Below are 26,400 nucleotides of genomic sequence, written 5' to 3' on the forward strand. Positions count from 1 at the left end.
GTTGAATTCTTCTGAGAAATCAGTAATATACGCGCCATCCAACGGGTCGTTAGCTCAGTTGGTAGAGCAGTTGGCTTTTAACCAATTGGTCGTAGGTTCGAATCCTACACGACCCACCATATGCAGTACGAAAGAGCCCGCCTTCATGGCGGGCTTTTTCATGCCTGTCGAAAAGTGGCCTGACCCACTGTCAGCGGTTCAGTCGTCGTGCATCCAAGGCATCGCGCGCCTGGTAGGCGGTGTAGGTGGCCTGCGCAGCCACCAGGCCAGCAAGGCCGAAGGTGCGGTCGAGGCCGAACCGATTGAAACCGCTCGAGATCGGTAGGCGGTGGGCGATGGCGTCCGCAAGGACTTCGCCGGCGACCGTGGTCGGTGCCATGCCATGGCCACCGAAACCGACCGCGTGCCAGATGCCGTTGTCGTCCTGGCCGATCTGCGCCATCTGGTGGCGTCCGTAGCTCATCAGCCCGCCCCAGGAGAATTCCAGCTCCACGTCCTCGAGTTGCGGGTAGACGCTCGCCAGGTCGGCCTTGAGCAGCCTGGCGATGGCCTGTGGCCCGCGATCGAGAATGGAGATGCGTCCGCCCCAGAGGATCCGGGTGTCCTTCAGCGGGCGGTAGTAATCGAAGGCGAAGCGTGTGTCGTAGATGGCCGACTGGCAGTCGATGGCGTCCTGCAGGCGTGTACCCAGTGGCGCAGTGGTGACCACGTAGGTGGCAATCGGCAGCACGGCGCGTTCGATCGGGGCGTAGACGCCGCGGGCATAGCCACCTGCGCTAAACACCACGTGCTCGGCATGAACTTCGCCCTGGCTGGTGCGCACGATGTAGCCGCCAGCCTTCTTCTCGATACTTGTCACCGACGATTGTTCGTAGATCGTCACTCCGGCCTGTGCAGCTGCCTGGGCGATGCCGCAGACGTACTTGAGCGGATGGAAGTGGAATGCGTTGCGCTCCAGCAATCCGCCGTAATAGCGCTCGGTCCTGAGCTGTTCCTGCAGTTCGCCGGGGGCGATGTATTCCCAGTCGACGCCATAGGCCTGCTTCATCAGCTGGCGCGGTTTCTCCAGGCGCGACGGGTCGTTGAACCAGTTGGCGAGGATCACGCCCTGGTCGACCAGGTCGCAATCGATGGCGTAGCGGCGGGTGCGTTCGCGGATTAGATCGACGGCGTCGAGTGTCAGTCGATACAGCTTGCGGGCCTCGTTGGCGCCTAAAGTCGACAGCAGTTCGGCGTTGCCGAGGCTGTAGCCGCCGAAGACGAAGCCGCCGTTGCGCCCCGAGGCGCCATGGCCGACACGTTGCGATTCGAGGAGCGTCACATCGGTCACTCCGCGCTCGGCAAGCGCTATCGCGGTCGACAGGCCGGCCAGGCCGCCACCGAGGATGCAGATGCGGGTATCGGTGCGCCCACGCTGGGCAGGGTAGAAGGTTCTGCTGGCGGTGGCTTCGTAGTAGGAGTCGAAGGTGCTGTTCATCAGGGGCCCGGAGCAGTGGTGGGCGGACCGCGGCGGGTCCGCCAATGGAGTGTTCAGGCGGGTTGCTGGCTGGCCGCGAGCGCATCGCCTGTAGGCTCTGCCTTGCTGCGTTCGGCCTTGCGCAGCTCGATACTGGAGAAGTCCATTTCCCTGTAGCGCACCACCTTGGAGCCTGTGACCAGCTTGTGGCCGAACCAGACCACCACGAACAGCACCAGGCCGACGTAGGTGGCGAAGGCGCCGATCCAGTCGATCTGCCCGCCGATGAACGCCTGGTAGTTCTGCCCGAGCATCACCACCATGCACAGGCCGAAGGCGAACAGCGGACCGAACGGGAAGTATTTCGACACATACGGCAGTTTCGCCAGGTCATTGCCATTGAGCAGGTAGCCGCGGCGGAAGCGGTAATGGCTGATGGCGATGCCCAGCCAGGCGATGAAACCGAGCATGCCGGAGGTGTTCAGCAGCCACAGGTAGAGCTTGCCGGGGCTGAACAGGAAGCTCAGCAGGCACAGGCCGGCGACCGCGGCGGTGGCCAGCAGCGCCCAGACCGGCGTGCCGCTGCGGGTCACCCGGGCGAAGATGGCCGGCGCCTTGCGCTCCAGCGCCAGGCTGTAGAGCATGCGCGACGAGGCATACATGCCCGAGTTGCCGGCGGACAACCGAGGTCAGGATCACCGCGTTCATCACGGCGGCGGCGGCGAGCATGTCGGCCTTGGTGAAGATCAGGGTGAACGGGCTGATGGTGACGTCCGACAGGCCGTCCTTGAGCAGGCGCGGGTCGGTGTAGGGGATCAGCAGGCCGATCACGACAATGGTGAGTACGTAGAACAGCAGGATGCGCCAGAAGATCTGGCGCACGGCCTTGGGAATGTTGCGTCCCGGGTTTGCCGTTTCGCCAGCGGCGATGCCCACGAACTCGGTGCCCTGGAACGAGAAACCGACGATCATCGCCACGCCGATCAGCGCCGGCAGGCCGCCGGCAATGGGCGCGTCGCCGATCTGCCAGAGGTGGGTGCCACCGTCCTGGCCGCCTTCGAGGATGCCCAGCAGCATCAGCACGCCCACGGCGATGAAGATGATGATGGTCACGACCTTGACCAGGGCGAACCAGAACTCCGCCTCGCCGAAGAAACGCACCGAGGCGACGTTGAGGGCGAACAACAGCACCAGGAAGGCCGCGCTCCAGATCACCCCGGGGGTGTCCGGGAACCAATAGAGCATGATGATCTGTACGGCCACCAGATCCACGGCGATGGTCACGGCCCAGGAGTACCAGTAGTTCCAGCCCAGGGCGAAGCCGAAGCTTTCTTCGACGTAGCGCGAGGCATAGGTGGAGAACGAGCCGCTGACCGGCATGCATGCAGCCATTTCGCCGAGGCTGGTCATCAGGAAGTAGACCATCAGGCCGATCACCGCGAAGGCCAGCAATGCGCCGCCGGGGCCGGACTGGGCAATGGTGGCGCCGGAGGAAACGAACAGGCCGGTGCCGATGGAGCCGCCGATGGCGATCATGTTCAGGTGGCGGCTGGTGAGGGTGCGTTTGAGGTGTCCGGAAGGCGGGGCTGCGGCAGTCAAACTTCCGTTGTTGTTCGAATGGGTCATGGGCAACCTATTTGATCTGCATTCGGGTGAGTTGTTGTTCTTGTTGTGATCTGACCACTTCCTGTTGCAGGTGACGGGCGCGGATGGGCGCTGGTCGGCCAGCAGCTTCTCCAGTGCTGCGGCGGTCGCGATTGCATTGATTGAAATCAGTATTGGCGTTGAAAGGTGTTCGTAACAAACGACAATTAGTTGTTAATTCATTCCATTTTGGAATGCATGATTTCGTCGTTTTGATCGTGTGCCAACGTTGATATTTGCATGCATTCATCTGGATTGCCCATATTTACTGATATGCATCGACGTCATTGTGAAGTGGGGAATGGTCGTTTTGTATTTTCCTTAAAATGTACGAAGCAATATGTCGGAAATTTATTCATCATTGATGCAACAAAAAAACCGATACCTGGGGTGGCCAGATATCGGTTTGAGAGTGTCGTATCCCTTCAGGCGGAAGGGTTGCTGAAGGGGCAGCCTTGTCGTGAGTTGTCAGCCTTTGTCACGGCGAGCAGTCCGCTGTTGCTGTTTCATCCGGGGCGGATTCAAACCCGGAACTGCGCCATCAGGGCCTGCTGCTGGTTGGCCAGCCGGTTAAGTGCCTGGCTGATGTGCGCCGACTCGTCGGCCTGCCCCGACAGCGATTCGGTAACGTCGCGGATGCCCGCCACGTTGCGGTTCACCTCTTCGGCCACTGCGCTCTGTTCCTCGGCGGCCGAGGCGATCTGCAGATTCATGTCGGTGATCACCGTCACCGCCTCGCCGATACGCTGCAGCGCCGGCAAGGTCTGTTCCATCTGCGCGGCACTGTCCTGGGCCTGGCGCTGACCGGCCTGCATTGCCTCGACCACGTCCTGGGTGCCTTGCTGCAAGCCTTCGATGACCTGGCGGATCTCCTCGACCGACACCTGGGTGCGCTGCGCCAGGTTGCGTACTTCGTCGGCGACCACCGCAAAGCCCCGCCCGGCTTCGCCGGCGCGGGCCGCTTCGATGGCGGCGTTGAGGGCCAGCAGGTTGGTCTGCTCGGCGATGGCGCGGATCACTTCAAGCACCGAGCCGATCTGTTCGCCACGGCTTTCCAGGGCGCGGGCTTCATCCATGGCCGCATCCATGCCGCCGGCAAGCTGGGCGATCGCTTCCCGGGTGGCGCCCACCCGCGCCAGGCCATCGCGGGTTGCCTGGTCGGCACCGCGTGCGGCCTGGGCGGCCTGGGCGGCGTTGTGGGCAACGTCATGGGCCGTGGCGCTCATTTCGTTTGCCGCCGTGGCCACCTGTTCGATTTCGCGGTGCTGTTGCTGCATGCCGTCGCTGGTCTGGCGGGCGATCAGCGCCGACTGGTCGGCAGTGCCGCGGGCTTCCTGCAGTGAACCCTTGAGCTGGGCGATCACTGGTTGCAGCTTGTCGAGGAAGCGGTTGAACCAACCGGTGAGCTGGCCCAGTTCGTCGTCGCGGGCGTAGTCCAGGCGCCGGGTCAGGTCGCCTTCGCCGCTGGCGATGTCCTTCAGGCGGGCGGCCACGGCCAGGATCGGCCGGGTCACGCCGCGGGCGGTCAGCCACACCAGCAGCAGCCCCAGCACGGCGGCGCCCAGGCCGATCAGCAGGCTGACGAGGTTGGCCTGCTGGTTCTGGCTGTCCAGGCGCTGGTTGAGGGTGACGGCGGGCGCTTGCAGTACCTGCTCGGGCAGTTCGAGCAACACCTGCCACGGTGCCGCGCCGGGAATTGGCGCAAAGGGTCGGGAAATACGCATGGTGCCTTGGTCCAGGCGCTCGACGGCCTGGCCGGCACGCAGTGGCGCGGCCAGGGCCGCCGCGCTGGCGCCGAAGGCTTGTTGCACGGTCTTGCTCAACTGGCCGGCATCCTGGCTGTGGCCGGCGAGCAGGCCCGCAGGGCTGACGATACTGACCTGGCCCTGGCCGTCGAACAGTTCCTGGCGGCCGGCCAGGCTCAGTTGCTGCAGGTTGTCCAGGCCGATGTCCAGGCCGACCACGCCCACCACCTTGCCGTTTTCCAGCAGCGGCAGGGCGATGCTGGTCATCAGTACCTGGTGGCCGTTGACTTCGTCGAAGTACGGGTCGAGCACGCAGGCCTTGGCGGTTTCCAGCGGGCAGGTCAGCCAGCGGTTGTAGGGCGAACCGTTGGCGCCGATGCTGGTGTCGGCAAGCATCGACTCGGGCATGGCCTCCACTTCGAGGCTGCCAGTGCCGGGCTGCGACCAGTACAGCGAGAAACGCCCGCTGTCGTTGCTGCCATTGTCGGCCTGGCCGACGAAGCGCGCGTCCTGCTGGTCCAGGGCGTTGGGCTGGAACACCAGGTACAGGCCGATCAGGTCGGCATTGCCGGCCAGTGCGGCGCGGGCTTCGCGGCTGAGTTCACCGCGCAGGTCGGCGCCGCCGCGGGCCTTGAGCGCCTGCACCAGGCGGGCGAAACCGTTGCCGTACTGGTAGGCGTCCATGAAGTAGCGCTGGATGCGCAAGGCCTGGGTTTCGCCGTGGGCCTGCAGGCGCAGGCGGGCGCTGTGGTCGAGCAGCTCGGTGTTGGCCTGGAACACCTGCTCGGCGCTGCGCCGGGCCTGGGTGAGCGAGGTGGCCACCAGCAAGACGACGATGGCCAGCAGGCACAGGCCGGCGAGCAGGGTGATCTTCCACTGGATGGAGAGACGGCGCTGCGACATGGGCTTTTCCTTCTCGGGCAAACACAACGCCCGCGGTCAGGCGGGCGTCGATGGGGTCATTCGGCGATGCAGTTCGGTGGCGCAACCCTGAAGGCCTTGGTCAGCCAGGCCAGGTAGAGCACGCCAAGCAGGGCCCAGACACCGCCGAACAGCAAGGAGTGTTCGTTCAGGTCCAGCCACAGCGAGACGATGATGCAGAAGCCTATCGTCGGCGCCACCAGATACTTGAGGTTGTTCGTCAGGCCCTTGTTCTGTCTCTCACGGATATAGCAGTGGTTGATCACCGAGAGGTTGACGAAGCTGAACGCCACCAGCGCGCCGAAGTTGATCACCGAGGTGGCGGTGACCAGGTCGAAGAAGATCGCCGACAGCGAAATCAGGCCGACCACGGCGATGTTCAGCACCGGGGTCTTGTAGCGCGGGTGCAGGCGGGCGAACACCCCGGCCGGGATCACGTTGTCGCGGCCCATCACGTACAGCAGGCGCGACACGCTGGTCTGCGAGGCCAGGCCCGAGGCGATGGTGTTGATCACCGTGCAGGCGATGAACACCGACTGGAACAGCTTGCCGCCGACGTACAGGGCGATTTCCGGCAGGGCTGCTTCCTGGTCGTGGAAGCGCTGCATGGTCGGGAAGTAGGCCTGGATGAAGTAGGACACGCCGATGAACACCACGCCGCCGATCAGCGCCGTGAGGAAGATCGCCCGGGGGATGGTCTTGCCCGGGTCGCGGGTTTCTTCCGACAGGCAGGTCACCGCATCGAAGCCCAGGAACGAGAAGCACAGGATGGTCGCGCCGGCTGCCAGGGCGGTGAACTGGGTCTGGTCGTCGGCGAACGGTACCAGGCTCCAGGCCGTGCCCAGGCCTTCGCCATGGCCCAGGCCGCGCCAGCAGAGGTAGATGAACACCGAGATGATCGCCACCTGCACGGCGACGAACAGCAGGTTGAAGTGCGCCACCAGGTTGATGCTGCGCATGTTGATCAGGCTGATCAGGGTGACGAAGCCGACCACCCACACCCAGGCCGGCACTTCGGGGAACATTGCCGACAGGTAGAGCTTGGCCAGCAATGCATTGACCATGGGCAGCAACAGGTAGTCCAGCAGCGACGACCAGCCGACCAGGAAACCCACGTGTGGATTGATGGCGCGCTGGGTGTAGGTGTACGCCGAGCCCGACTGCGGGAAGCGTCGCACCAGGGTGCCATAGCTCACGGCGGTGAACAGGATGCCGGCAAGGGCCAGGATGTAGGCGCTGGGCACATGCCCGGCAGTGATCCCGGAGACGATGCCGAAGGTGTCGAACACGGTCATCGGGGTGAGGTAGGCCAGGCCGATGATCACCACGTGCCAGAGGCGCAGGGACTTGCGGAACTGGGCATCGCCGGGAGCGCTGTGGTCAGTCTGCATGCGGGCGCTGCTCCTGTGTCGAAACAACGGGCACGGCGGATGACGGGCACGACAAGGTCGAGCGGAAGGGCTCCATGTTGTTCACCTTTTATGTTGGAGCTGCAGGGTGCGCGAAATAAACAACGATGGTCGTTTGGGTGTCAAGTTAAACATGACAGGTAGTCAGTTGGATGGAAGGTGAATCGGTTTTTTTGGCCGTTATGCACTGTTATTGGCCGATTGAGCGGATCGTAAGTCGATTTTGATGTTCGTAAAAATTGACAATACGCTTGCCGGTCTGCGTATGCGTCGACACACGAAATGCCCGTCGCACTACCGCGCTGGCTGGGTGCCAGTGGTATTCTTGTCATCCCGCGCGCCCTCGTTTCCGTGGTCCGCTCAATCGCCCTCCCTATGGACAGCAATCGGTTCTATTCATGAAGAAATCAGTAGGCATCCTTTCCGGCCTGGCGGTCGCCATCGCCGTCGCAACCACCGCTGGCGCCTGGTACACCGGCAAGCAACTGCCCGCAGAGCTGGAGCGCTCCGTTGCCCGCGGTAACGAAGAGCTGAAGAAGGCCCTCGCGGGCAACGGCGGCAGCATGACCATCGAGCTGGTCTCGCTGGACCAGCACTTCTTCACCAGCACCGCGCACTACCGCCTGAAGGCCGAGAACGTGCAGCTCGGCGAAGCCGAGGCGCTGAACTTCCAAGTTGGCGTGACCGACCAGATCGAGCACGGCCCTTTCCCTTGGTCGCGGGTCAAGGCGTTCAAGCTGATGCCGGTCATGGCCACCAGCAACAGCGCTTTGGACAAGGATGACTTCACCGCGGGCTGGTTCACCGCCGCCGGCGACAAGGCACCGGTCACCGCCCAGGTCAGCCTGGGCTACAACGGCAGCGTCGACAGCGATATCCGCCTGGCGCCGGTGACGCTCAAGGAAGACGGCGGCAACGTTCTGGACTTCTCCGGCCTGCAGCTGCAACTGCGCGGTGACCGCGACGGCAAGGCGGTGGAGATCCACGGCAATGCCGAGCACCTGGAGCTGAACTTCGTCGACGAGCAACAGGCACCGGTGAAGATCCTGCTCAACGGTTTCAAGGCCGGTGGCAAGCTCCACGAAACCGCTCACGACATGGTCTATGTCGGCAACTTCGACCTGGCCCTGGCCGACACCCAGGTGACCTTCGGGCCGAAGCAGGAAGTGCTGGTGCTCAAGGGGCTGCAGCAGAACAACCTGTACAACGCCGAGGGCGAGGCCAAGGACAAGCTGGCCGGGCGCCTGGAATACAAGGTTGCCGACATCAGCTATGCCGGGCGCAAGGTTGGCAGCGCGGAAATGGTCCTGACCATGAAGTCCATCGACATCGCTGCCATGCAGGCGCTGATGGAGTGGTACCAGACCCAGCTGCCGCAGATGCAGCAGGCGGCGGCCGAGGGCGAGGCCCCGTCGCTGGAAATGACCCCCGAGGAACAGGCCAAGGTCCAGGGCGACCTGCAGAAGCTGCTGGTGGCCAAGCCGCAGGTGGCGGTGGAGAAGCTGGCATTCAAGACCGCCAATGGCGAGAGCCACTTCAACCTGGCGATGGACTTCGCCAGCCCTAGCTCGTTCGACCTGCCGCCTGACCAGCTGGGCAAGCAGCTGCTGACCCAGCTGAAGGCCAAGCTCAGTGTCTCCAAGCCGATGGTCGGTGACCTGGCCACATTGCAGGCGCTGCTCGACGGCGAGACCGACGCCCAGGCCATCGCCCAGCAGTCCAGCCAGGCTGGCGAGATGCTCGGCATGATGGCGCTGCAGAGCGGCATGGCCACGGTAGAGGGCACCGATGTGGTATCGAGCCTGCAGTACGCCGATGGCATGGTCGACTTCAACGGCAAGAAGATGACCGTCGAGGAGTTCGCCATGCTGATCAGCGGCCACCTGGCGGCGCTGCAACCCCAGGGCTGATTCTCACGCGGGCCCGCTCTCATCAACAGGGGAGCGGGCTTGCCCCGCGATGTGCGTGCCCTGCAAAAACCCCTTTTGCATCCCTCCGATTGCCTGTAGCCTTCGCGTCCGATAAGAATCCGTGCCCGCAGAGGAGCCGAGACGCTGGCCGTCCGGCACCGCTAGCCGATCTGCCAGGGCCGGGTGATACACTCGACTGACGCGCTCAAGCGCCCTGCAGGTCCAGCGATCATGACCCAGATTTCCGAACGCCTGTTGGTCCAGGCGCACCTCGATGCCAAGCAGCCCAACCCGCTGACGCCCGCGCAGGAGGCCGATTACCGTGCGGCCATCGCTGCCGAGCTGAAGAAGCAGAACGCCGTGCTGGTGGCCCACTACTATTGCGATCCGGTGATCCAGGCCCTGGCCGAGGAAACCGGCGGCTGCGTGTCCGACTCGCTGGAAATGGCGCGCTTCGGCAAGAATCACCCCGCCGAGACCGTGGTGGTGGCGGGGGTGCGCTTCATGGGCGAGACGGCGAAGATCCTCACCCCGGAAAAGCGCGTGCTGATGCCGACCCTGGAGGCGACCTGCTCCCTCGACCTGGGTTGCCCGGTCAAGGAGTTCTCGGACTTCTGCGACCAGCATCCCGAGCGCACCGTGGTGGTCTACGCCAACACCTCCGCCGCGGTGAAAGCCCGTGCCGACTGGGTGGTGACCTCCAGCTGCGCGCTGGAAATCGTCGAAAGCCTGATGGACAACGGCGAGACCATCATCTGGGGTCCGGACCAGCACCTGGGCCGCTACATCCAGAAGCAGACCGGTGCCGACATGTTGCTGTGGGATGGCGCCTGCATCGTTCACGAGGAATTCAAGTCGCGCCAGTTGGCCGACATGAAGGCGCTGTACCCGGACGCCGCGATCCTGGTGCACCCGGAGTCTCCGGAAGCGGTGATCGAACTGGCCGACGCGGTAGGTTCCACCAGCCAGCTGATCAAGGCGGCGCAGACCCTGCCGAACAAGACCTTCATCGTCGCCACCGACCGCGGCATCTTCTACAAGATGCAGCAGCTGTGCCCGGACAAGGAATTCGTCGAGGCGCCGACCGCTGGCAACGGCGCGGCCTGCCGCAGCTGCGCGCACTGCCCGTGGATGGCCATGAACACCCTGGAGCGGGTGCTGGACTGTCTGCGCAATGGCAGCAACGAGATCTTCGTCGAGCCGGCGCTGATCCCCAAGGCGATCAAGCCGTTGAACCGCATGCTCGACTTCACCCAGGCGGCGCGGTTGAAGTTGTCCGGTAACGCCTGACCGGTTGCCCAAATCATCGCGGGGCAAGTCGGGTCGCCGCATCGCCGCTCTCACGCCACAGTGATTTCTGGCGTGGGAGCGGGCTTGCCCCGCGATGGTTTCTGGCTGTGTATCAGCGCCCCATCATCTCCTTGACCATGCGCTGCTGCTCCATGATCTCGCGCTGGCGCTGGTCGATCTGCGAAGCCAGCGGGAAGTTGCTGCCCGAGCGGCGCTTGGCGTAGTCGAGCTGCTGGATCGCCTGGTCGAAGTCACCGACCAGGGTGAAGTATTCGGCGCGCGCGCGGTGCAGGCCGATGGTGTTGCCCGACAGCCCGCGCACTTCGGCGACGTCGTACCATACGTCCGGGTCATCCGGGCGGCTCTTCACCAGGTCATCCAGCACCTTTTCCGCTTCGGCCGGCTTGTTCTGCTTGACCAGCAGGTCGGCGCGCACCTGTTTCAACGGGTAGTTGCCCGGGTACAGCGCCTGCATGCGCTGGGCGCGCTGCTGGGCGTCGGCCAGGCGGTTGTTGGTGATGTCCAGGTCGATCTGCGCCAGGTTGTAGGTGATGTCGTTGGGCGCCTTGGCCAGCAGTGGCTTGAGGTTCTCCCGCGCCTCGTTGAGCTGGCCGCCCTTGATCTGCGCCAGGGCCAGGCCGTAGCGGGCGGCATCCATGTTCGGGGTTTCGTCGAGCTGGGCGCGGAAACGCTTGGCGGCCATGCCCGGCGTGCCTTCGTAGGTGAGCTGCACGCGGGCGCGGATCAACTGGTAGCGCAGGCTGTCCTCCACGCCGCCCTTGGGCGCCTGTTCGGCGCGGTTGCGGGTGTCGGCGATACGCGATTCGGTGACCGGGTGGGTCAGCAGGAACTCCGGCGGCTTGGCATCGTAGCGATACTGGCGGGCCAGGCGCTCGAACATGCTGGGCATGTTGCGCGGATCGTAGCCGGCCTTTTCCAGGTTGAGGATGCCGAAACGGTCGGCTTCCTGTTCGTTCTGCCGGGAAAAGCGCCGCTGTTCCTGGATTGCCGCGGCCTGGGTGCCGGCGATCACGCCAATGCCGGCATCGCCGCCGCCGCCCGCCGCCAGCACGATACCGGCCAGCAAGGCCGCCATCATCGGCAGCTGCATGCGTTGCTGGGCCTCGACACCGCGGGCGAAGTGGCGTTGCGACAAGTGCGCCAGTTCGTGGGCCAGCACCGAGGCGTACTCGCCTTCGGTCTGGGCATTGAGGAACAGGCCGCCGTTGACCCCGACGATGCCACCGGGCGCGGCAAATGCGTTGAGTTCCTTGCTGTCGATAAGGATGAACTCCAGGCGCCGGTCCTGCAGCTGGCTGGTCTCGGCCAGCTTGTACACGCTGGTCTCGACGAAGTCCTTGAGCTGCGGGTCGTTGAGCTGGTTCACCTGGCCGCGCAACAGGCTCAGCCAGGCGCGGCCGAGCTGGTGTTCCTGTTGCGGCGAGACGATCGCGGAGCTGGCGTCGCCCAGTGACGGCAGGTCGTCGGCGTGGCCAGGCAGGGCCATCAGGCAGGCCAGCGTCAACAGCGTGGGGCGCAGTAGATTCATGCACAAGCTCGCGTCGGTCAAAAGCCTTACTGTAGCCGGGTCGCGCGATGCCGACCAGTGGCGGTATCCTAGCGGCCTTCCCCATGCGGTCCTGGAGCGCTGCCCGATGAGTGACACCCCGACTTGTGACGCCGAGCTCGATGCCAGCGGTCTCAACTGTCCATTGCCGCTGCTCAAGGCGAAGATGGAGCTCAATCGCCTGGCCAGCGGCGCGGTGCTCAAGGTGCTCGCCACCGACGCCGGTTCCCAGCGCGATTTCCGCACGTTCGCCCAATTGGCCGGTCATACGCTGCTGCATGAAACGGCCGAGGCCGGGGTCTACACCTATTGGCTGCGCAAGGCCTGATTCCCTTAATTAGGATCGTCAATGTTCAAAGTGCTTCGCGACTGGATGCAGCGCTACTTCTCCGACGAGGAGGCAGTGGTGCTGGCGGTCCTGCTGTTCCTGGCCTTCACCGTGGTGCTGACCCTGGGCGGCATGCTCGCGCCGGTGCTGGCGGGCATGGTCCTGGCGTTTCTCATGCAGGGGCTGGTCAATGCCCTGGAGCGCTTGAAGGTGCCGACGCGGCTGGCCGTCTGGCTGGTGTTCGCACTGTTCATGGGCGCGCTGGCGGTGTTCATGCTGGTGCTGGTGCCGCTGCTCTGGCATCAGCTGATCACCTTGTTCAACGAACTACCCGGCATGCTCGGCAAGTGGCAGTCGCTGTTGCTGCTGTTGCCCGAACGCTATCCGCACCTGGTGTCGGACGAGCAGGTGCTGCGTGCCATCGAGTCGGTGCGCGGTGAAATCGGCAAGTTCGGCCAGTGGGCGTTGACCTTCTCCTTGTCGAGCCTGCCGTTGCTGGTCAATGCCATGATCTACCTGGTACTGGTGCCGATTTTGGTGTTCTTCTTCCTCAAGGATCGCGAGCTGATCGGGCGCTGGGTCAGTGGCTACCTGCCGCGTGAGCGCACGTTGCTCAACCGGGTGGGCGACGAGATGAACCGGCAGATCGCCAACTATATCCGCGGCAAGGGCATCGAGATCCTGATCTGCGGGATTGCCACCTATATCGCCTTCATCAGCCTGGGCCTCAACTATGCCGCCTTGCTGGCGCTGCTGGTGGGGCTGTCGGTGGTGGTGCCGTATGTCGGCGCGGTGGTGGTGACGGTGCCGGTGACCCTGATCGCGCTGTTCCAGTGGGGCTGGGGCGACCAGTTCATCTACCTGATGGCGGTGTACGCGATCATCCAGGCGCTCGATGGCAACGTGCTGGTGCCGCTGCTGTTCTCCGAGGCGGTGAGCCTGCACCCGGTGGCGATCATCTGTGCGGTGCTGCTGTTCGGCGGGCTGTGGGGGTTCTGGGGGATCTTCTTCGCAATCCCGCTGGCGACGCTGTTCAAGGCGGTGCTGGATGCCTGGCCGAGGCAGGAAACGTCTGTGGCGCCGATGCTGTAATTGTTGGGGCTACGCAGCAGCCCCATGCGTCCTTAAGCCTTGTTCAAGGCCTCGGCCGCAGCCAGTACCGCATCCACATGCCCGGGTACCTTCACCCCACGCCATTCCTGGCGCAGCACACCGTCCTTGTCGATCAGGAAGGTGCTGCGGTCCACGCCCAGGTACTCCTTGCCATACAGCTTCTTCAGCTTGATCACGTCGAACAGCTGGCACAGCGCCTCGTCCTTGTCGCTGATCAGCTCGAAGGGGAAGGCCTGCTTGGCCTTGAAGTTCTCATGCGACTTGATGCCGTCGCGCGAAACGCCGAACACCACGGTGTTGGCGGCCTGGAACGCCGCGTGCTGGTCGCGGAAACCCTGGCCTTCGGTAGTGCAGCCCGGAGTGCTGTCCTTGGGGTAGAAGTACAGCACCACTTGCTGGCCTTTCAGTTCAGCCAGGCTGACGGTCTGGCCACTGGTGGCCTGGACCTGGAAATCGGCGACGGGTTGGTCGATTGCTACGGCCATGGGTGCTTCCTTAGACAGGGTTCTGTGGGCGCCACGGTTCGATCAGCGCGTCCAGGTTCAGCGCATCGGCGAAGTCGAGGAACTGGTCGCGCAGCCAGCTGATCTGGGTGCCGGCCGGCAGGATCACGGTGAACTGGGCGTTGAGCATGCTGCTGCCGGTCTGCGGGGCGAGGTAGGTGTCGCAGGTCATCGCTTCGAGCTCGACGCGGTGGTCGAGGAAGAACTGGCACAGCTCGTTGATGATGTCCGGGCGATAGGCGGCGCTGACGTAGGCCACGTAAGGCAGGGCCTGCGGGCGCACCTCCTGGTCGGCGCTGCGGACCACGTCCAGCGTCAGGCCGTGCTTCTTGCCCAGGCCCGGCAGGGTGGCCTCGAGGCGGGCCAGGGCATCCCAGCTGCCGCCGACCTGCAGCACCAGGGCGCTGGTTTCGCCGTGGCGCGACAGGCGCGAGGTGACCACCGCGCAGCGATTGTCGAAGGCCGCGCGGCTGAGGACGTTGGCCAGCTCCATGGGGTTGGGGCCCAGGGCGCTGATGACGAGGAATTGTTCGCGAACGGTGGGGGTGGACATGCAGCATTCCTAAAGCGATGAGCGGTCGGTACAGGACGGGGGCAAGCCTCCTTTTCCAGCAGGGCCCCGGCCGGTTTGGGCGGCTGTGGACGCAGGCGAGGCGCACTGTCGACGGCCCGACGGGCCGCGCTGTATCGATCAAAGGATCAAGGGTAGCGAAAAGCGGCGCGAAGGGGAATGCTCCGCCCGCCTGCTTCGCTTGTGCAAGGCCGATGGCGCCAGTACCATTACCGCTCTCTTTTTCCGGCAGGAGCAATTACATGATTGCGGGCAGTATGGTGGCGTTGGTCACACCCATGGATGCACAAGGGCGTCTGGACTGGGACAGCCTCGACAAACTTGTAGACTTCCACCTGGAAAACGGCACCCACGCGATCGTAGCTGTCGGCACCACCGGCGAGTCCGCCACCCTGGACGTCGAAGAGCACATCCTGGTCATCAAGCACGTGGTCGAGCGCGTCAAGCACAGCAAGAAGCGGATCCCGGTAATTGCCGGTACCGGTGCCAACTCCACTGCCGAAGCCGTGCACCTGACCCAGAACGCCAAGAATGCCGGCGCCGACGCCTGCCTGCTCGTCGTGCCTTACTACAACAAGCCGACCCAGGAAGGCCTGTACCAGCACTTCAAGCACATCGCCGAAGCCGTCGACATCCCGCAGATCCTGTACAACGTGCCCGGCCGCACCTCCTGCGACATGCAGGCCGACACCGTGATCCGCCTGTCGAAGGTCAAGAACATCATCGGCATCAAGGAAGCCACCGGCGACCTGGTCCGTGCCAAGGCCATCCTGGACGGCGTCGACAAGGACTTCATCGTCCTGTCCGGCGACGATCCGACCGCCGTCGAGCTGATCCTGATGGGCGGCAAGGGCAACATCTCCGTCACCGCCAACGTCGCCCCGCGCGAAATGGCCGACCTGTGCGAGGCCGCCCTTGAGGGCAATGCCGAGAAGGCCCGTGCAATCAACGAAAAACTCATGCCGCTGCACAAGGACCTGTTCTGCGAAGCCAACCCGATCCCGGTGAAATGGGCGCTGGTTGAAATGGGCCTGATGCAACAAGGTATCCGCCTGCCGCTGACCTGGCTGAGCGAAGGCTGTCACGAAAAAGTCCGTACTGCCTTGCGCCAGTCCGGCGTACTGGTTTAATCGAGGAAGTACACCGCATGAAGCGACTGGCTGGTCTTTCCGCTCTCGCCCTGATCATTTCCAGCACCAGTGGGTGCGGTTGGCTGTGGGGCGAGGATGGCTATTTCCGCGACCGTGGCAGCGACTACCTGCAGGCGCAGCCTACCGCGCCGATGCAGCTGCCGCCGGACGCCAGCAACGTCAAGCGCCTGGATCCGCTGCTGCCGATCCCGCGCAACGTGGCCGACGATCGCGCCACTGGCGAGTTCGAGGTGCCCCGTCCACAGCCGCTGTCGGCCACCGCCGACATCAGCGATTTCAGCCTGCAGCGCAGCGGCAACAGCCGTTGGGTGCTGGCCCAGCGCTCGCCCGCTGAAGTCTGGCCGGTGACCCGCCAGTTCTTCGAGGACAACGGTTTCCGCATCGCTGAAGAGCGCCCGCAGACCGGCGAATTCAACACCACCTGGCAGCGCTTCGACGAACTGTCGGCTTCCCTCGGCCAGCGCCTGGCCAGCACCTCCAGCAGCGCGGACAGCGAAGTCCGTGTGCGGGTGCGCATGGAGCCCGGCGTGCAGCGCAACACCTCCGAGGTGTATGTGGTCAGCGTCGAGCGTCCAGCCGGCAGCACTGCCGAGCCTGATTTCCCGTCCGCCTCCAGCAACACCGGCACCGACGCCCTGCTGGTCGACGAAATGCTCGCCAGCATGAACCGCAGCGCCGAGAAGGGCGGGTCGGTCTCGCTGCTGGCCGCGCGCGACTTCGATGCCCCGAGCCAGGTCAGCCTGAGCGAGGACGGCAGCGGCAACCCGGTGCTGTTCCTGGGTTCCGACCTGGACCGCGCCTGGTCCGGCGTCGGCCGCGCTTTGGAGCAGGGTGAGTGGCGTGTCGAGGACATCAACCGCAGCCTGGGCCTGTACTACATCAACCTCTCCGAGAAGCCCGACGACAAGCAGAAGGAGCCTGGCTTCTTCAGCCGCCTGTTCGGCAGCGAGCCGAGCAAGGAAGAGCGTGAGGCCCGCGCCGAGCGTTATCAGGTACGCCTGAGCAAGGTGGGTGAAAACGTCCAGGTGACCGTCGAGAAAAACATCAACACCGTGGCCCCGGCCGATGTCGCCCGCCGCGTGCTGAGCGCGATCCAGGACCACCTGGGCTAAGTGCGCTTCGCGGTTCTGGGAAGCGGTAGCCAGGGAAACGGCACGCTCATCGCCAGTGGTGACACGGTCATCCTGGTCGACTGCGGCTTTTCCCTGCGCGAGACCGAGCGGCGCCTGGCGCTGCTCGGGGTTTCGGCCACGCAGTTGAGCGCAGTGCTGGTGACCCATGAACATGCCGACCACGTGCATGGCGTGGGGTTGCTGTCACGGCGCTACAATGTACCGGTCTACCTCAGCCAGGGTACCTTGCGCGGCATGCGCAAGCCGGTGGAGGTGGCCGGTTTTCTCGGTTGCGGCGATGTCGTGCAGATCGGCGATCTGCAGGTCAGCGCGGCACGGGTCGAGCATGATGCCTACGAGCCGTTGCAGTACGTGATCAGCGACGGTCGCCGCCGCTTCGGCATGCTCACCGACCTGGGCAGCTACGACGCGCAGTTGTTGGAGCGCTATCAGGGGCTCGATGCCCTGCTGATCGAAGCCAACCATTGCCGCGACCTGCTGGCCCGTGGGCATTACCCGCGCTTTCTCAAGCTGCGGGTCGGCGGCAGCCAGGGACATTTGAACAACCACCAGGCCGCGAGCCTGGTGGCCGAGTTGGGCTGGCAGAACCTGCAGCACCTGGTGCTGGCCCACCTCAGCAGCAAGAACAACCTGCCACATCTGGCCCGCCAGTGCTTCGTCGACGCCCTCGGGTGCGACCCGGACTGGCTCCAGGTGGCGAATCAGGATCAAGGGCTCGACTGGCGCCAAATCGCCTAGCCCACCTACTCAAGCAAGCGGAGCCCATCATGGAAAAACGCGACGAACTCTACCGCGGCAAGGCCAAATCGGTTTACCAGACCGACGACGCCGACCGCTTGATCCTGCTGTTCCGTAACGACACCTCGGCGTTCGACGGCAAGCGCATCGAACAACTCGACCGCAAGGGCATGGTGAACAACAAGTTCAACGCCTTCATCATGCAGAAACTCGAAGAAGCCGGCGTGCCGACCCAGTTCGACAAGCTGCTGGGCGACAACGAGTGCCTGGTGAAGAAGCTCGACATGATTCCGGTCGAGTGCGTGGTGCGCAACTACGCCGCCGGTAGCCTGGTCAAGCGCCTGGGCGTGGAGGAGGGCATCAAGCTGGAGCCGTCCACCTTCGAGCTGTTCCTGAAGAACGACGAGAAGGGCGACCCCTTCATCAACGAATCCCACGTTGTCGCCTTCGGCTGGGGCACCGCCGAGCAACTGGTGGAGATGAAGAAGCTGTCGTTGAAGGTCAACGAAGTGCTGAGCAAGCTGTTCGACGACGCAGGCCTGCTGCTGGTCGACTTCAAGCTGGAGTTCGGCGTGTTCCACGGCCAGATCGTCCTGGGTGACGAATTCAGCCCGGACGGCTGCCGCCTGTGGGACAAAGAGACCCGCAAGAAGATGGACAAGGACCGCTTCCGCCAGGGCCTGGGCGACGTGATCGAAGCCTACGAAGAAGTTGCCAAGCGCCTGGGCGTGCCGCTGTAAGCGGCGCGTTCACGCAAGCGCCTGATACCACGCGAATTTTTTTCAAAAAAGGTTTGCCAGAAACGAAATCGCTGGTATGATGCGCGCCATTGGAGAGATGCCGGAGTGGTCGAACGGGACGGATTCGAAATCCGTTGTACTGGCAACAGTACCTAGGGTTCAAATCCCTATCTCTCCGCCATACATGAAAAAGCCCCGAGATTAACGTCTCGGGGCTTTTTTCATTGCCTGTGTTTTTGCGGCGACTCGCTGATAGCGTGCGTCAGCATCGGGTCCGCGTTCCTGGAAAAGGAATACAGACAGCAGGGCAATCGCTAGCCTGCGGCGCTTGCTGGCAACCTGCCACGATTTGCAGCGGCACTGCTCTCGTAGAGAATCGCGCCCTTTGTTTTCGTAAGGATGCGTGCAATGAAGTTCGAAGGGACTTTCCAATACATGGGCAATCACGGGATCGTCTTCAACGTCTCGCAGATCACCCTGACCGACAGTGAGCGTGGGCGTTTGCGCGAGCTGCATTTCGGCGAAGCTAAAAGTGCCCACTACGAGGTCAACAGCAAGGTCGTCGAGACGTATGACAGGATGCTGGCCAAAGGGCTGCCGTGTGTGATGAAGATCGGCATCTCCAAACCGCTGACCCGGCAGCAGGGCGATACCCTCAATGCCCAGCGCACCAAGGTCGCCAACCTTGCCGCCTCGGCGTTTGCCGCCGCCGCCAGTTCTGTAGCATCGCCGTATGTTGGCGTGCCGGTGGGCGCTGGGGTACGTGCCTATGCCAATGATGTCCTGCCCACCTACCATGCCGGCGATGTGTTGGTCAGCATCGAGGCGCAGGTCAATGGCGGCATCGGTCCGCAGCACTCCACTTCGACCCTGATCATCAAGACCTGAGGGAGGCGCCTGTGTCCGAAATTACTTATGCGGTCATCGCCCTGGTGCTTTATGGGCTGCTGGACCGGTTCCTCAGGCCTTACCCGCTGCGCAAGTGGCTCGGGGTGGCGCTGGTAGTGCTCGGTGTTGGTGGTTGCGTCGTTGTCAGCCGGGCCCGTTTGTTCGGATTGGACCTGGGATTGCTGTCGGTCCTTGCTACGGGGTTGGGTGTGGGCCTGTTCGTGAGGCGGCGACGATTCGAGCAGATTGGCTGATGCTTTGTCCGCATCTTGGCTTTTTGCATCGTGCAGCGGGGCAGTTTGTGACTGTAGTTCCGCTGCCACCGATTCGTGTCGTGCTTTAAGGCCTTTCAATGCGCGGCAGGTTCTGCGAGGTGGCTGTACGGGTAGGTTGTGTCGATCCATGCGGATCAGAGGTGCCTGTAACGATTTAGCAGCCGGTTCAATACACTTAGTTATTGGGGAGCAACTTGTTAGTTATCCCCAGCACAACTAGTGCGCCTGTACTAACGCCTTTCATTCTCACGCCTATTTCCCGTATGATCCGCGCGCCATCCGTTTGATGGTGGATCATGGACTAAAGGATTTTTATGAAAAAGCTGATCAAAGCTACTGTCGCTGTTGCTGTCGTTTCGGGCGTTGCCCTGCTGTCCGGCTGCACCGGCCAGGTCTACAACCAGCCTAAGAACTGCTCGTACGACTACCTGTTCCACCCATCGGTTTCCATCTCCAAGATCATCGGCGGCTGCGGCCCGATCGATAAACTGCCTCAGCAGCAGTAATCTTGGGATTACCCTGATCCGGCCGTTCACGGCCTGATCCAAGACCCCCGACCATGGATGTGGCCGGGGGTTTTTGTTTTCCGGGGCGTGGTAGCTTGTCGCGTGGCAACCTGTCGTCTTGACGCCCCGGCCCGCGTTTGTTTGTGCTGGCAATTCGGTTACAATCCGTAAATCGTTTCAGCCTTGTCGGTCAATCCGACCAAAGGCTGGCGCGTCCAATGTCTCTCTGGCTGCTGAACAATGATCACAACAAGCCTGCGCTGAAGAACATGGAATACCTGGGCCAGCCACAGGCCCACCCTCCGTTCTACTGACTGGAATCGATCAATGTTCAAGAAAGCTGGCAAGACCTTGCTGGGTCTGGCTGTCGCGGCGAGCTTCATGCAAGCGCACGCTGCCGACACCAAGAAAGTCGACGTGCTGCTGGTTGGCGGCGGCATCATGAGCTCCACCCTGGCTGTCTGGCTCAACGAGCTGGAGCCAAGCTGGTCGATGGAGATGGTCGAGCGCCTGGACGGCGTCGCCGAAGAAAGCTCCAACGGCTGGAACAACGCCGGTACTGGCCACTCCGCGCTGGCCGAGCTGAACTACACCCCGGAAGACAAAGACGGCAACGTCAACATCACCAAGGCCATCGAGATCAACGAGTCGTTCCAGATCTCCCGCCAGTTCTGGGCCTGGCAGGTACGCCAGGGCGTGCTGAAGAACCCGCACTCGTTCATCAACACCACCCCGCACATGAGCTTCGTCTGGGGCGATGACAACATCAAGTTCCTGAAGAAGCGCTACGACGCCCTGCAGGCCAGCCCGCTGTTCCGCCCGATGCAGTATTCCGAGGACCACGCGCAGATCGCCAAGTGGGTCCCGCTGATGATGGAAGGCCGTGACCCGAACCAGAAGCTGGCGGTCACCTGGACTCCGATCGGCACCGACGTCAACTTCGGCGAGATCACCCGCCAGTTCGTTGGCAGCCTGCAGACCAAAGAGAACTTCGACCTGAAGCTCTCCACCGAAGTGCAGGACATCACCCGCAACGAAGACGGCTCCTGGCACGTCGAGTACAAGAACCTGAAGGACGGTACCGTATCGGCCACCGACGCCAAGTTCCTGTTCATCGGTGCCGGCGGCGGCGCGCTGAAGCTGCTGCAGAAGTCGGGCATCCCCGAGGCCAAGGAATACGCAGGCTTCCCGGTAGGTGGCTCGTTCCTGGTGACCGAGAACCCGACCGTTGCCATGCAGCACATGGCCAAGGCCTACGGCATCGCCTCGACCGGCGCGCCACCCATGTCGGTACCGCACCTGGACACCCGCGTGCTGGACGGCAAGCGTGTGATCCTGTTCGGGCCATTCGCCACCTTCTCGACCAAGTTCCTGAAGAACGGCTCGTACCTGGACCTGCTGAGCAGCACCACCACCCACAACGTCTGGCCGATGGCCCGCGTCGGCATCGACCAGTACCCGTTGGTCGAGTACCTCGCCGGCCAGCTGATGCAGTCCGACGACGACCGTTTCGCCGCCCTGCAGACCTACTTCCCGAACGCCAAGAAGGAAGACTGGAAGCTGTGGCAGGCCGGTCAGCGCGTGCAGATCATCAAGCGTGACGAAGAGAAGGGCGGCGTGCTGAAGCTGGGCACCGAGGTCGTGGCTTCCCAGGACCGTACCATCGCCGGCCTGCTGGGCGCCTCGCCAGGTGCCTCGACCGCCGCGCCGATCATGCTCAACGTGCTCGAAACCGTGTTCAAGGAGAAGGTCGCCACCCCTGAGTGGCAGGCCAAGATCAAGGAGATCGTGCCGAGCTACGGTACCAAGCTGAACGCATCGGCCGCCGCCACTCAGAAAGAGTGGGACTACACCGCCGAAGTGCTGCAGCTGGAGAAGCCGCCGGTGCTCGATCAGAGCGTCAAGACCAGCGCCGCCCCAGGCGCACCGGTCGAGAGCAAGCCTGCGAACGACATGGCGCTGTAAGGCCCATGGTTGCCGGGCTTGCCCGGCAACACCAACCACGAGGATCGCCCCTGGCGGCCTCGTGGTTTTTTTGTGCCTGGACTATCGATGGAAACGGCTCTCGCCGCTGGCAGGCCGGGGTTCAACGCTGCTCGAGAATGCTGCCCAGCAACCCTGGAAAACGGCTTTCGAGCTCATCGCTGCGCAACGAGTTCATGTGCGTGGTACCGACATTGCGGGTGTACACCAGCCCCGAGTCACGCAGTACACGGAAGTGGTGGGACATGCTCGACTTGGGCCGGCCGCCGTCCAGCTCGCCGCAGCTGGCTTCGGCGACACCCGCCAGGCGCCTCACGATATCCATGCGCACAGGGTCGCTCAGGGCATAGAGCAGGCGCTCCAGCGTCAGGTCTTCAGGGTTGGGGTGGGTATAGGCTCGCATGGTCGACATGATAACGGGGGTTTCACAAATTGCCATAGTTCGAATATGATCGAACAATCGTATCCACCCCATCCCTGGAGTCACCTCATGGCCGCATTGTTCGAACCCTATACCCTCAAAGACGTCACCCTGCGCAACCGCATCGCCATTCCGCCGATGTGCCAGTACATGGCCGAAGATGGCCTGATCAATGACTGGCACCAGGTGCATTACGCGGGCCTGGCCCGTGGTGGCGCTGGCCTGGTGGTGGTCGAGGCCACCGCCGTTTCGCCGGAAGGGCGCATCACCCCCGGCTGCGCCGGGATCTGGAACGACACCCAGGCCCAGGCGTTCGTGCCGGTGGTCAAGGCGATCAAGGCCGCCGGTTCCGTGCCGGGCATCCAGATCGCCCACGCCGGGCGCAAGGCCAGCGCCAACCGCCCCTGGGAAGGTGACGACCACATCGCCGCCGACGATGCCCGCGGCTGGGACACCATCGCCCCATCCGCCATCGCCTTCGGCAGTCACCTGCCGAAAGTGCCGAAAGCCATGACCCTGGACGATATCGCCCGGGTCAAGCAGGACTTCGTCGATGCCGCACGGCGTGCCCGCGATGCCGGTTTCGAATGGATCGAGCTGCATTTTGCCCATGGTTATCTGGGCCAGAGCTTCTTCTCCGAGCATTCCAACCAGCGCACCGATGCCTACGGCGGCAGCTTCGACAACCGCACGCGCTTCCTTTTGGAAACCCTGGCCGCTGTACGTGAAGTGTGGCCGGAGAACCTGCCGCTGACCGCTCGCTTTGGCGTGCTGGAGTATGACGGCCGTGACGAGCAGACCCTGCAGGAATCCATTGAACTGGCGCGCCGGTTCAAGGCCGGTGGCCTGGACCTGCTGAGTGTCAGCGTTGGCTTTACCATTCCCGAGACCAACATCCCGTGGGGGCCGGCGTTCATGGGCCCGATCGCCGAACGTGTGCGTCGCGAGGCCAAGCTGCCGGTGACCTCGGCCTGGGGCTTCGGTACCCCGGAGCTGGCCGAAGGCGCGTTGCAGGCCAACCAGCTGGACCTGGTGTCGGTGGGGCGTGCGCACCTGGCTGACCCGCACTGGCCGTATGCCGCTGCCAAGGCCCTGGGCGTGGACAAGGCATCGTGGACCTTGCCAGCACCTTATGCGCACTGGCTCGAGCGTTATCGCTGAGTGAGGCAGGGGCCGCCACGCGGCCCCCGTTTCAAAAGCGGCTCAATCGATAGGCGCTGATTTGCGGGCAGTCTTCGCCATTTACCAACCGCCCCATCCATTCCGCCGTCACCGCCGCCTGGGTCAGCCCCAAATGCTGGTGCCCGAACGCCAGCAACACCTTGCCATCGGCCACCCGATCGATCACCGGCAGTGAATCCGGCAACGAAGGCCGGAACCCCATCCACGGCGTTGCCCCCTCGGCATCCAGTTCGCGCCGGAACAAACCCTTGCTCAACCTGTGCAGTTGCCACGCCCGCTGCATGCTCGGCGGCGCCTCGAGCCCGGCGAACTCCACCGTGCCGGCCAGGCGCAGGCCGTCGGCCATGGGCGTCATGATGAACTTGCGCTCCAGCGAGGTGACGGCAAACGGCAGGCGCTGCTGCTCCGCCGGCAGCATCAGGTGGTAGCCGCGCTCGGTATCCAGGGGCACCCGCCGGCCGGTCAGGGTGGCGGTGAGCTTGGCCGAGTGGGCACCGGTGCTGATCAACACCTGGCTGGCCTCGACGGGGCCCTGGTCGCTGGCAAGGCTGACGCCCTGACCATGCACCCGGCCGCCACTGACCTCGGCGCGCAGAAAGCGTACGCCGCTGACCCTTGCGGCGCTGAACAGTTCGCAGACCACTTGATAAGGGTCGAGGAAGTGACCGGTACGCGGGAAGAACAAACCACCCAGGATCGACGGGCTCAACTGCGGCGCAGCTTCGCTCACCGTCTCTGCCGACCACAGGTCCACGGGGACGCCCTGTGCCTGCATGCGGGCGCGCAGCGCCGCGAGGGCCTGGCGCGATTCATGGCGTTCGAACACCAGCAGCGACCCGTCTTCCTTGAGCAAGGGGCTGCGGTCGATGGATGCGAGCAGCCGTTGCCAGGCGCCAAGGCTGTTTTCATTCAACGCCCGAATGCCCGCCACGCTGCGCTGGAACGGCGCCGGGCGCAGGTTCAGCAGCAGCCGGGCGAACCAGGGCAGGGCGCGCGGCAGGTACTTCCAGTCCAGGCGCAGCGGGCCCATCGGGTCCAGCAGCATGGCTGGCAGGCGCTTGAGGATCGACAGGTCGGCGATGGGAAACACCTGCTCGGTGGCCAGGTGCCCGGCGTTGCCATACGAAGCGCCGTGGCCCGGTGCCTGGCGATCGATCAGCAGCACCCGTCGGCCCTGGCGTGCCAGCTGCAGGGCGCAGGCGACGCCGACAATGCCGGCGCCGACCACGGCGATGTCCGTGTCAGTGGCGGTCATGGTTCAGGCTTCCCGCTGGCCATCGAGCCGCCGCCGCAGGTGCAGCGGATTGGCCTGCTGCAATGCACCGGGCAGCAGGGCGTCGGGGAAGTCCTGGTAGCACACCGGGCGCAGGAAGCGCAGGATCGCCGCAGTGCCCACCGAGGTACTGCGGGCGTCCGAGGTGGCCGGGAACGGGCCGCCATGGACCATGGCGTCGCTGACCTCGACCCCGGTCGGCCAGCCATTGACCAGGATCCGCCCGGCCTTGCGTTCGAGGGTCGGCAGCAGGCGGCGGGCGCTGTGCAGATCGGCCTCGTCCAGGTGCAGGGTGGCGGTCAGTTGGCCTTCCAGATGCTCGGCCACCTGACGGATTTGTTCATCGTTGTCGCATGCCACCACCAGTGAGGTAGCGCCGAACACTTCGGCTTGCAGCGTAGGGTCGGCAAGAAACGCCTGCGCGGTGGTGACGAACAACTGAGCCTGGCACTGGTTCGACCCCTGTGCCGGCAGACCGCTCGCCGCGCACCGGGCGTTTTGGTTTTCGCTCAGTGCTGCTACGCCGCTGACGTAGGCACTGGCGATACCTGGGGTGAGCATGGTCTGCGCCGTGGCTTGTCGAACATGGGCGCTGGCGGCAACCAGGAAGTCTTCGAGGGCCAGGCTCTGCCGGGCGATCACCAGACCCGGATTGGTGCAGAACTGGCCGGCGCCCTGGGTCAGCGACGTGACGAAGCCTTGCGCCAGGGTTTCACTGCGCGAATGCAGGGCGGCATCGAACAGGAACACCGGATTGATCGAGCTCATCTCGGCATAGACCGGGATCGGCTCTGGGCGAGTCTGTGCGGCCTGGCATAGAGCGAGGCCGCCGGTGCGCGAACCGGTGAAGCCGACCGCCTTGATACGTGGATCAGTGACCAGGCCGATGCCCACTTCACGGCCCGCGCCGTACAACAGGGAAAACACGCCTTCGGGCAGTTCGCACTGCGCGACCGCCCGGGCCACCGCCTGGCCGACCAGCTCGCTGGTGCCGGGGTGGGCGCCGTGGGCCTTGACCACCACCGGGCAGCCCGCGGCCAGTGCCGAGGCGGTGTCGCCGCCGGCCACCGAGAAGGCCAGCGGGAAGTTGCTGGCGCCAAACACCGCCACCGGGCCCAGGGCCACCTGGCGTTGGCGCAGGTCCGGGCGGGCCAGCGGCTGGCGCTCGGGCAGGGCATTGTCCACGCGCACATCCAGCCACTCACCGGCGCGTACCACCCGGGCGAAGGTGCGCAGCTGGGCGCAGGTGCGGCCACGCTCACCCAGCAGGCGGGCCTTGGGCAGGCCGGTTTCGGCGTGGGCGCGGTCGATCAGCGCATCGCCCAGTGCTTCGATCTGATCGGCGATGGTTTCGAGAAAACCGGCGCGTTGTTCGAGGGGCGTTGCGCGGTAGGTATCGAATGCCGCCCACGCCAGGGCGCAGGCCTGAGCCACCTGTTCGCCGCTGGCGCCGGCGTAGGGTGGGTCGAGCTTAGTGTTGGTGGCCGGGTCGATGGCGTGGATCGCATCGCGGTTGCCGGGCACGGCACGCTGGCCGATCAGCAGGTTGCCTGTCAGGGTCATGGGGCGTCCTTTGGGATTGAATTCGGGAGAAAGCGGGCCGCTGTGCGGCCCATCGCCGGCAAGCCGGCTCCCACAGGTACTGCGCAAGGC

Annotated in this window: 22 protein-coding genes, 2 tRNA genes and 2 pseudogenes; 15 read left to right on the forward strand and 11 right to left on the reverse strand. The window is 64.1% G+C overall.

From position 1 onward, the window contains the following. The first annotated feature begins 43 nt into the window (after positions 1–43). Positions 44–119: transfer RNA gene (locus tag KSS90_RS06510), tRNA-Lys, on the forward strand. 71 nt (positions 120–190) lie between these two features. Here KSS90_RS06510 and KSS90_RS06515 read toward each other — a convergent pair. From KSS90_RS06515 to KSS90_RS06530, 5 genes and pseudogenes are all read right to left on the reverse strand, one after another. Continuing rightward, the gene (locus KSS90_RS06515) at positions 191–1,477 is read right to left on the reverse strand and encodes an NAD(P)/FAD-dependent oxidoreductase (RefSeq protein WP_217868663.1); all 1,287 of its coding nucleotides are present in this window, start codon (positions 1,475–1,477) and stop codon (positions 191–193) included. 53 nt (positions 1,478–1,530) lie between these two features. Then, a pseudogene (locus KSS90_RS06520) lies at positions 1,531–3,082 on the reverse strand (amino acid permease). A 539-nt stretch (positions 3,083–3,621) separates the two neighbouring features. Then, positions 3,622–4,377: a methyl-accepting chemotaxis protein gene (locus KSS90_RS25835; RefSeq protein WP_371926761.1), complete on the reverse strand. Its 756-nt coding sequence runs from the start codon at positions 4,375–4,377 to the stop codon at positions 3,622–3,624. A gap of 102 nt (positions 4,378–4,479) precedes the next feature. Further along, positions 4,480–5,748 (reverse strand): annotated as a pseudogene (locus tag KSS90_RS25840) (methyl-accepting chemotaxis protein); the annotation flags it as partial. Positions 5,749–5,804: 56 nt separating this feature from the next. After that, the gene (locus KSS90_RS06530) at positions 5,805–7,157 is read right to left on the reverse strand and encodes an APC family permease (protein WP_217868666.1); all 1,353 of its coding nucleotides are present in this window, start codon (positions 7,155–7,157) and stop codon (positions 5,805–5,807) included. 416 nt (positions 7,158–7,573) lie between these two features. On the opposite strand from KSS90_RS06530, the gene KSS90_RS06535 reads away from it, so the two are divergent. Next, a complete protein-coding gene (locus KSS90_RS06535) occupies positions 7,574–9,085 on the forward strand; it encodes a YdgA family protein (RefSeq protein WP_217868668.1) in 1,512 nt (503 codons plus the stop codon). 231 nt (positions 9,086–9,316) lie between these two features. Further along, a complete protein-coding gene (gene nadA, locus KSS90_RS06540) occupies positions 9,317–10,375 on the forward strand; it encodes a quinolinate synthase NadA (RefSeq protein WP_046856750.1) in 1,059 nt (352 codons plus the stop codon). Between the two features lie 112 nt (positions 10,376–10,487). On the opposite strand, the gene KSS90_RS06545 is transcribed toward nadA, so the two are convergent. Continuing rightward, a complete protein-coding gene (locus KSS90_RS06545) occupies positions 10,488–11,924 on the reverse strand; it encodes a M48 family metalloprotease (RefSeq protein WP_217868670.1) in 1,437 nt (478 codons plus the stop codon). 106 nt (positions 11,925–12,030) lie between these two features. Between KSS90_RS06545 and KSS90_RS06550 the strand changes: the two genes are divergently transcribed. Together KSS90_RS06550 and KSS90_RS06555 are read left to right on the forward strand one after the other, a co-directional pair. Then, positions 12,031–12,270 carry a sulfurtransferase TusA family protein gene (locus KSS90_RS06550; protein WP_023630920.1) on the forward strand — a complete coding sequence of 80 codons (240 nt, stop codon included), beginning with the start codon at positions 12,031–12,033 and terminating at the stop codon, positions 12,268–12,270. 21 nt (positions 12,271–12,291) lie between these two features. Further along, on the forward strand, positions 12,292–13,362 hold the full coding sequence (locus tag KSS90_RS06555; RefSeq protein WP_023630921.1) for an AI-2E family transporter: 1,071 nt from the start codon (positions 12,292–12,294) through the stop codon (positions 13,360–13,362). A gap of 32 nt (positions 13,363–13,394) precedes the next feature. Here the strand turns inward: KSS90_RS06555 and KSS90_RS06560 are convergent, their stop codons facing one another. Together KSS90_RS06560 and KSS90_RS06565 are read right to left on the reverse strand one after the other, a co-directional pair. Next, on the reverse strand, positions 13,395–13,868 hold the full coding sequence (locus KSS90_RS06560) for a peroxiredoxin (protein WP_023630922.1): 474 nt from the start codon (positions 13,866–13,868) through the stop codon (positions 13,395–13,397). A gap of 10 nt (positions 13,869–13,878) precedes the next feature. Continuing rightward, positions 13,879–14,439, reverse strand: coding sequence for a glycine cleavage system transcriptional repressor (locus KSS90_RS06565; protein WP_038705592.1), 561 nt, complete (start codon positions 14,437–14,439; stop codon positions 13,879–13,881). Between the two features lie 260 nt (positions 14,440–14,699). Between KSS90_RS06565 and dapA the strand changes: the two genes are divergently transcribed. The 9 genes from dapA (at position 14,700) to mqo (ending at position 21,853) form a co-directional block, all read left to right on the forward strand. After that, the gene (gene dapA, locus KSS90_RS06570; protein ID WP_217868671.1) at positions 14,700–15,587 is read left to right on the forward strand and encodes a 4-hydroxy-tetrahydrodipicolinate synthase; all 888 of its coding nucleotides are present in this window, start codon (positions 14,700–14,702) and stop codon (positions 15,585–15,587) included. A 17-nt stretch (positions 15,588–15,604) separates the two neighbouring features. Further along, entirely contained in the window at positions 15,605–16,720 is a 1,116-nt protein-coding gene (gene bamC / locus KSS90_RS06575) for an NlpB/DapX family lipoprotein (protein WP_217868672.1), read from the forward strand. After that, positions 16,721–17,479, forward strand: coding sequence for an MBL fold metallo-hydrolase (locus tag KSS90_RS06580; protein WP_046856745.1), 759 nt, complete (start codon positions 16,721–16,723; stop codon positions 17,477–17,479). A gap of 29 nt (positions 17,480–17,508) precedes the next feature. Beyond that, complete coding sequence (gene purC, locus KSS90_RS06585) at positions 17,509–18,219, forward strand: phosphoribosylaminoimidazolesuccinocarboxamide synthase (protein ID WP_016392503.1); 711 nt, start codon at positions 17,509–17,511, stop codon at positions 18,217–18,219. Positions 18,220–18,310: 91 nt separating this feature from the next. Further along, a tRNA-Ser gene (locus tag KSS90_RS06590) sits at positions 18,311–18,400 on the forward strand. Between the two features lie 227 nt (positions 18,401–18,627). After that, complete coding sequence (locus tag KSS90_RS06595) at positions 18,628–19,107, forward strand: hypothetical protein (RefSeq protein WP_028692998.1); 480 nt, start codon at positions 18,628–18,630, stop codon at positions 19,105–19,107. 11 nt (positions 19,108–19,118) lie between these two features. Beyond that, positions 19,119–19,361, forward strand: a complete 243-nt coding sequence (locus tag KSS90_RS06600; RefSeq protein WP_217868673.1) for a hypothetical protein — start codon at positions 19,119–19,121, stop codon at positions 19,359–19,361. Between the two features lie 335 nt (positions 19,362–19,696). Further along, positions 19,697–19,888: a DUF4223 family protein gene (locus KSS90_RS06605; RefSeq protein WP_023630554.1), complete on the forward strand. Its 192-nt coding sequence runs from the start codon at positions 19,697–19,699 to the stop codon at positions 19,886–19,888. A 327-nt stretch (positions 19,889–20,215) separates the two neighbouring features. Continuing rightward, the gene (gene mqo / locus KSS90_RS06610; protein ID WP_217868675.1) at positions 20,216–21,853 is read left to right on the forward strand and encodes a malate dehydrogenase (quinone); all 1,638 of its coding nucleotides are present in this window, start codon (positions 20,216–20,218) and stop codon (positions 21,851–21,853) included. 121 nt (positions 21,854–21,974) lie between these two features. On the opposite strand, the gene KSS90_RS06615 is transcribed toward mqo, so the two are convergent. Then, positions 21,975–22,310 (reverse strand): ArsR/SmtB family transcription factor, encoded by a 336-nt coding sequence (locus KSS90_RS06615; RefSeq protein ID WP_046856709.1) that lies wholly within the window; start codon positions 22,308–22,310, stop codon positions 21,975–21,977. A 51-nt stretch (positions 22,311–22,361) separates the two neighbouring features. Here KSS90_RS06615 and KSS90_RS06620 point away from each other — a divergent pair, with 51 nt between their 5' ends. Further along, a complete protein-coding gene (locus KSS90_RS06620) occupies positions 22,362–23,453 on the forward strand; it encodes an NADH:flavin oxidoreductase/NADH oxidase (RefSeq protein ID WP_217868676.1) in 1,092 nt (363 codons plus the stop codon). A 31-nt stretch (positions 23,454–23,484) separates the two neighbouring features. On the opposite strand, the gene KSS90_RS06625 is transcribed toward KSS90_RS06620, so the two are convergent. Further along, a complete protein-coding gene (locus KSS90_RS06625) occupies positions 23,485–24,729 on the reverse strand; it encodes an NAD(P)/FAD-dependent oxidoreductase (protein ID WP_217868677.1) in 1,245 nt (414 codons plus the stop codon). 3 nt (positions 24,730–24,732) lie between these two features. Then, on the reverse strand, positions 24,733–26,310 hold the full coding sequence (locus KSS90_RS06630; RefSeq protein WP_217868678.1) for an aldehyde dehydrogenase (NADP(+)): 1,578 nt from the start codon (positions 26,308–26,310) through the stop codon (positions 24,733–24,735). Between the last annotated feature and the right edge of the window lie 90 nt (positions 26,311–26,400).

It is taken from the genome of Pseudomonas maumuensis (assembly GCF_019139675.1).
Taxonomy (GTDB): Bacteria; Pseudomonadota; Gammaproteobacteria; order Pseudomonadales; family Pseudomonadaceae; genus Aquipseudomonas; species Aquipseudomonas maumuensis.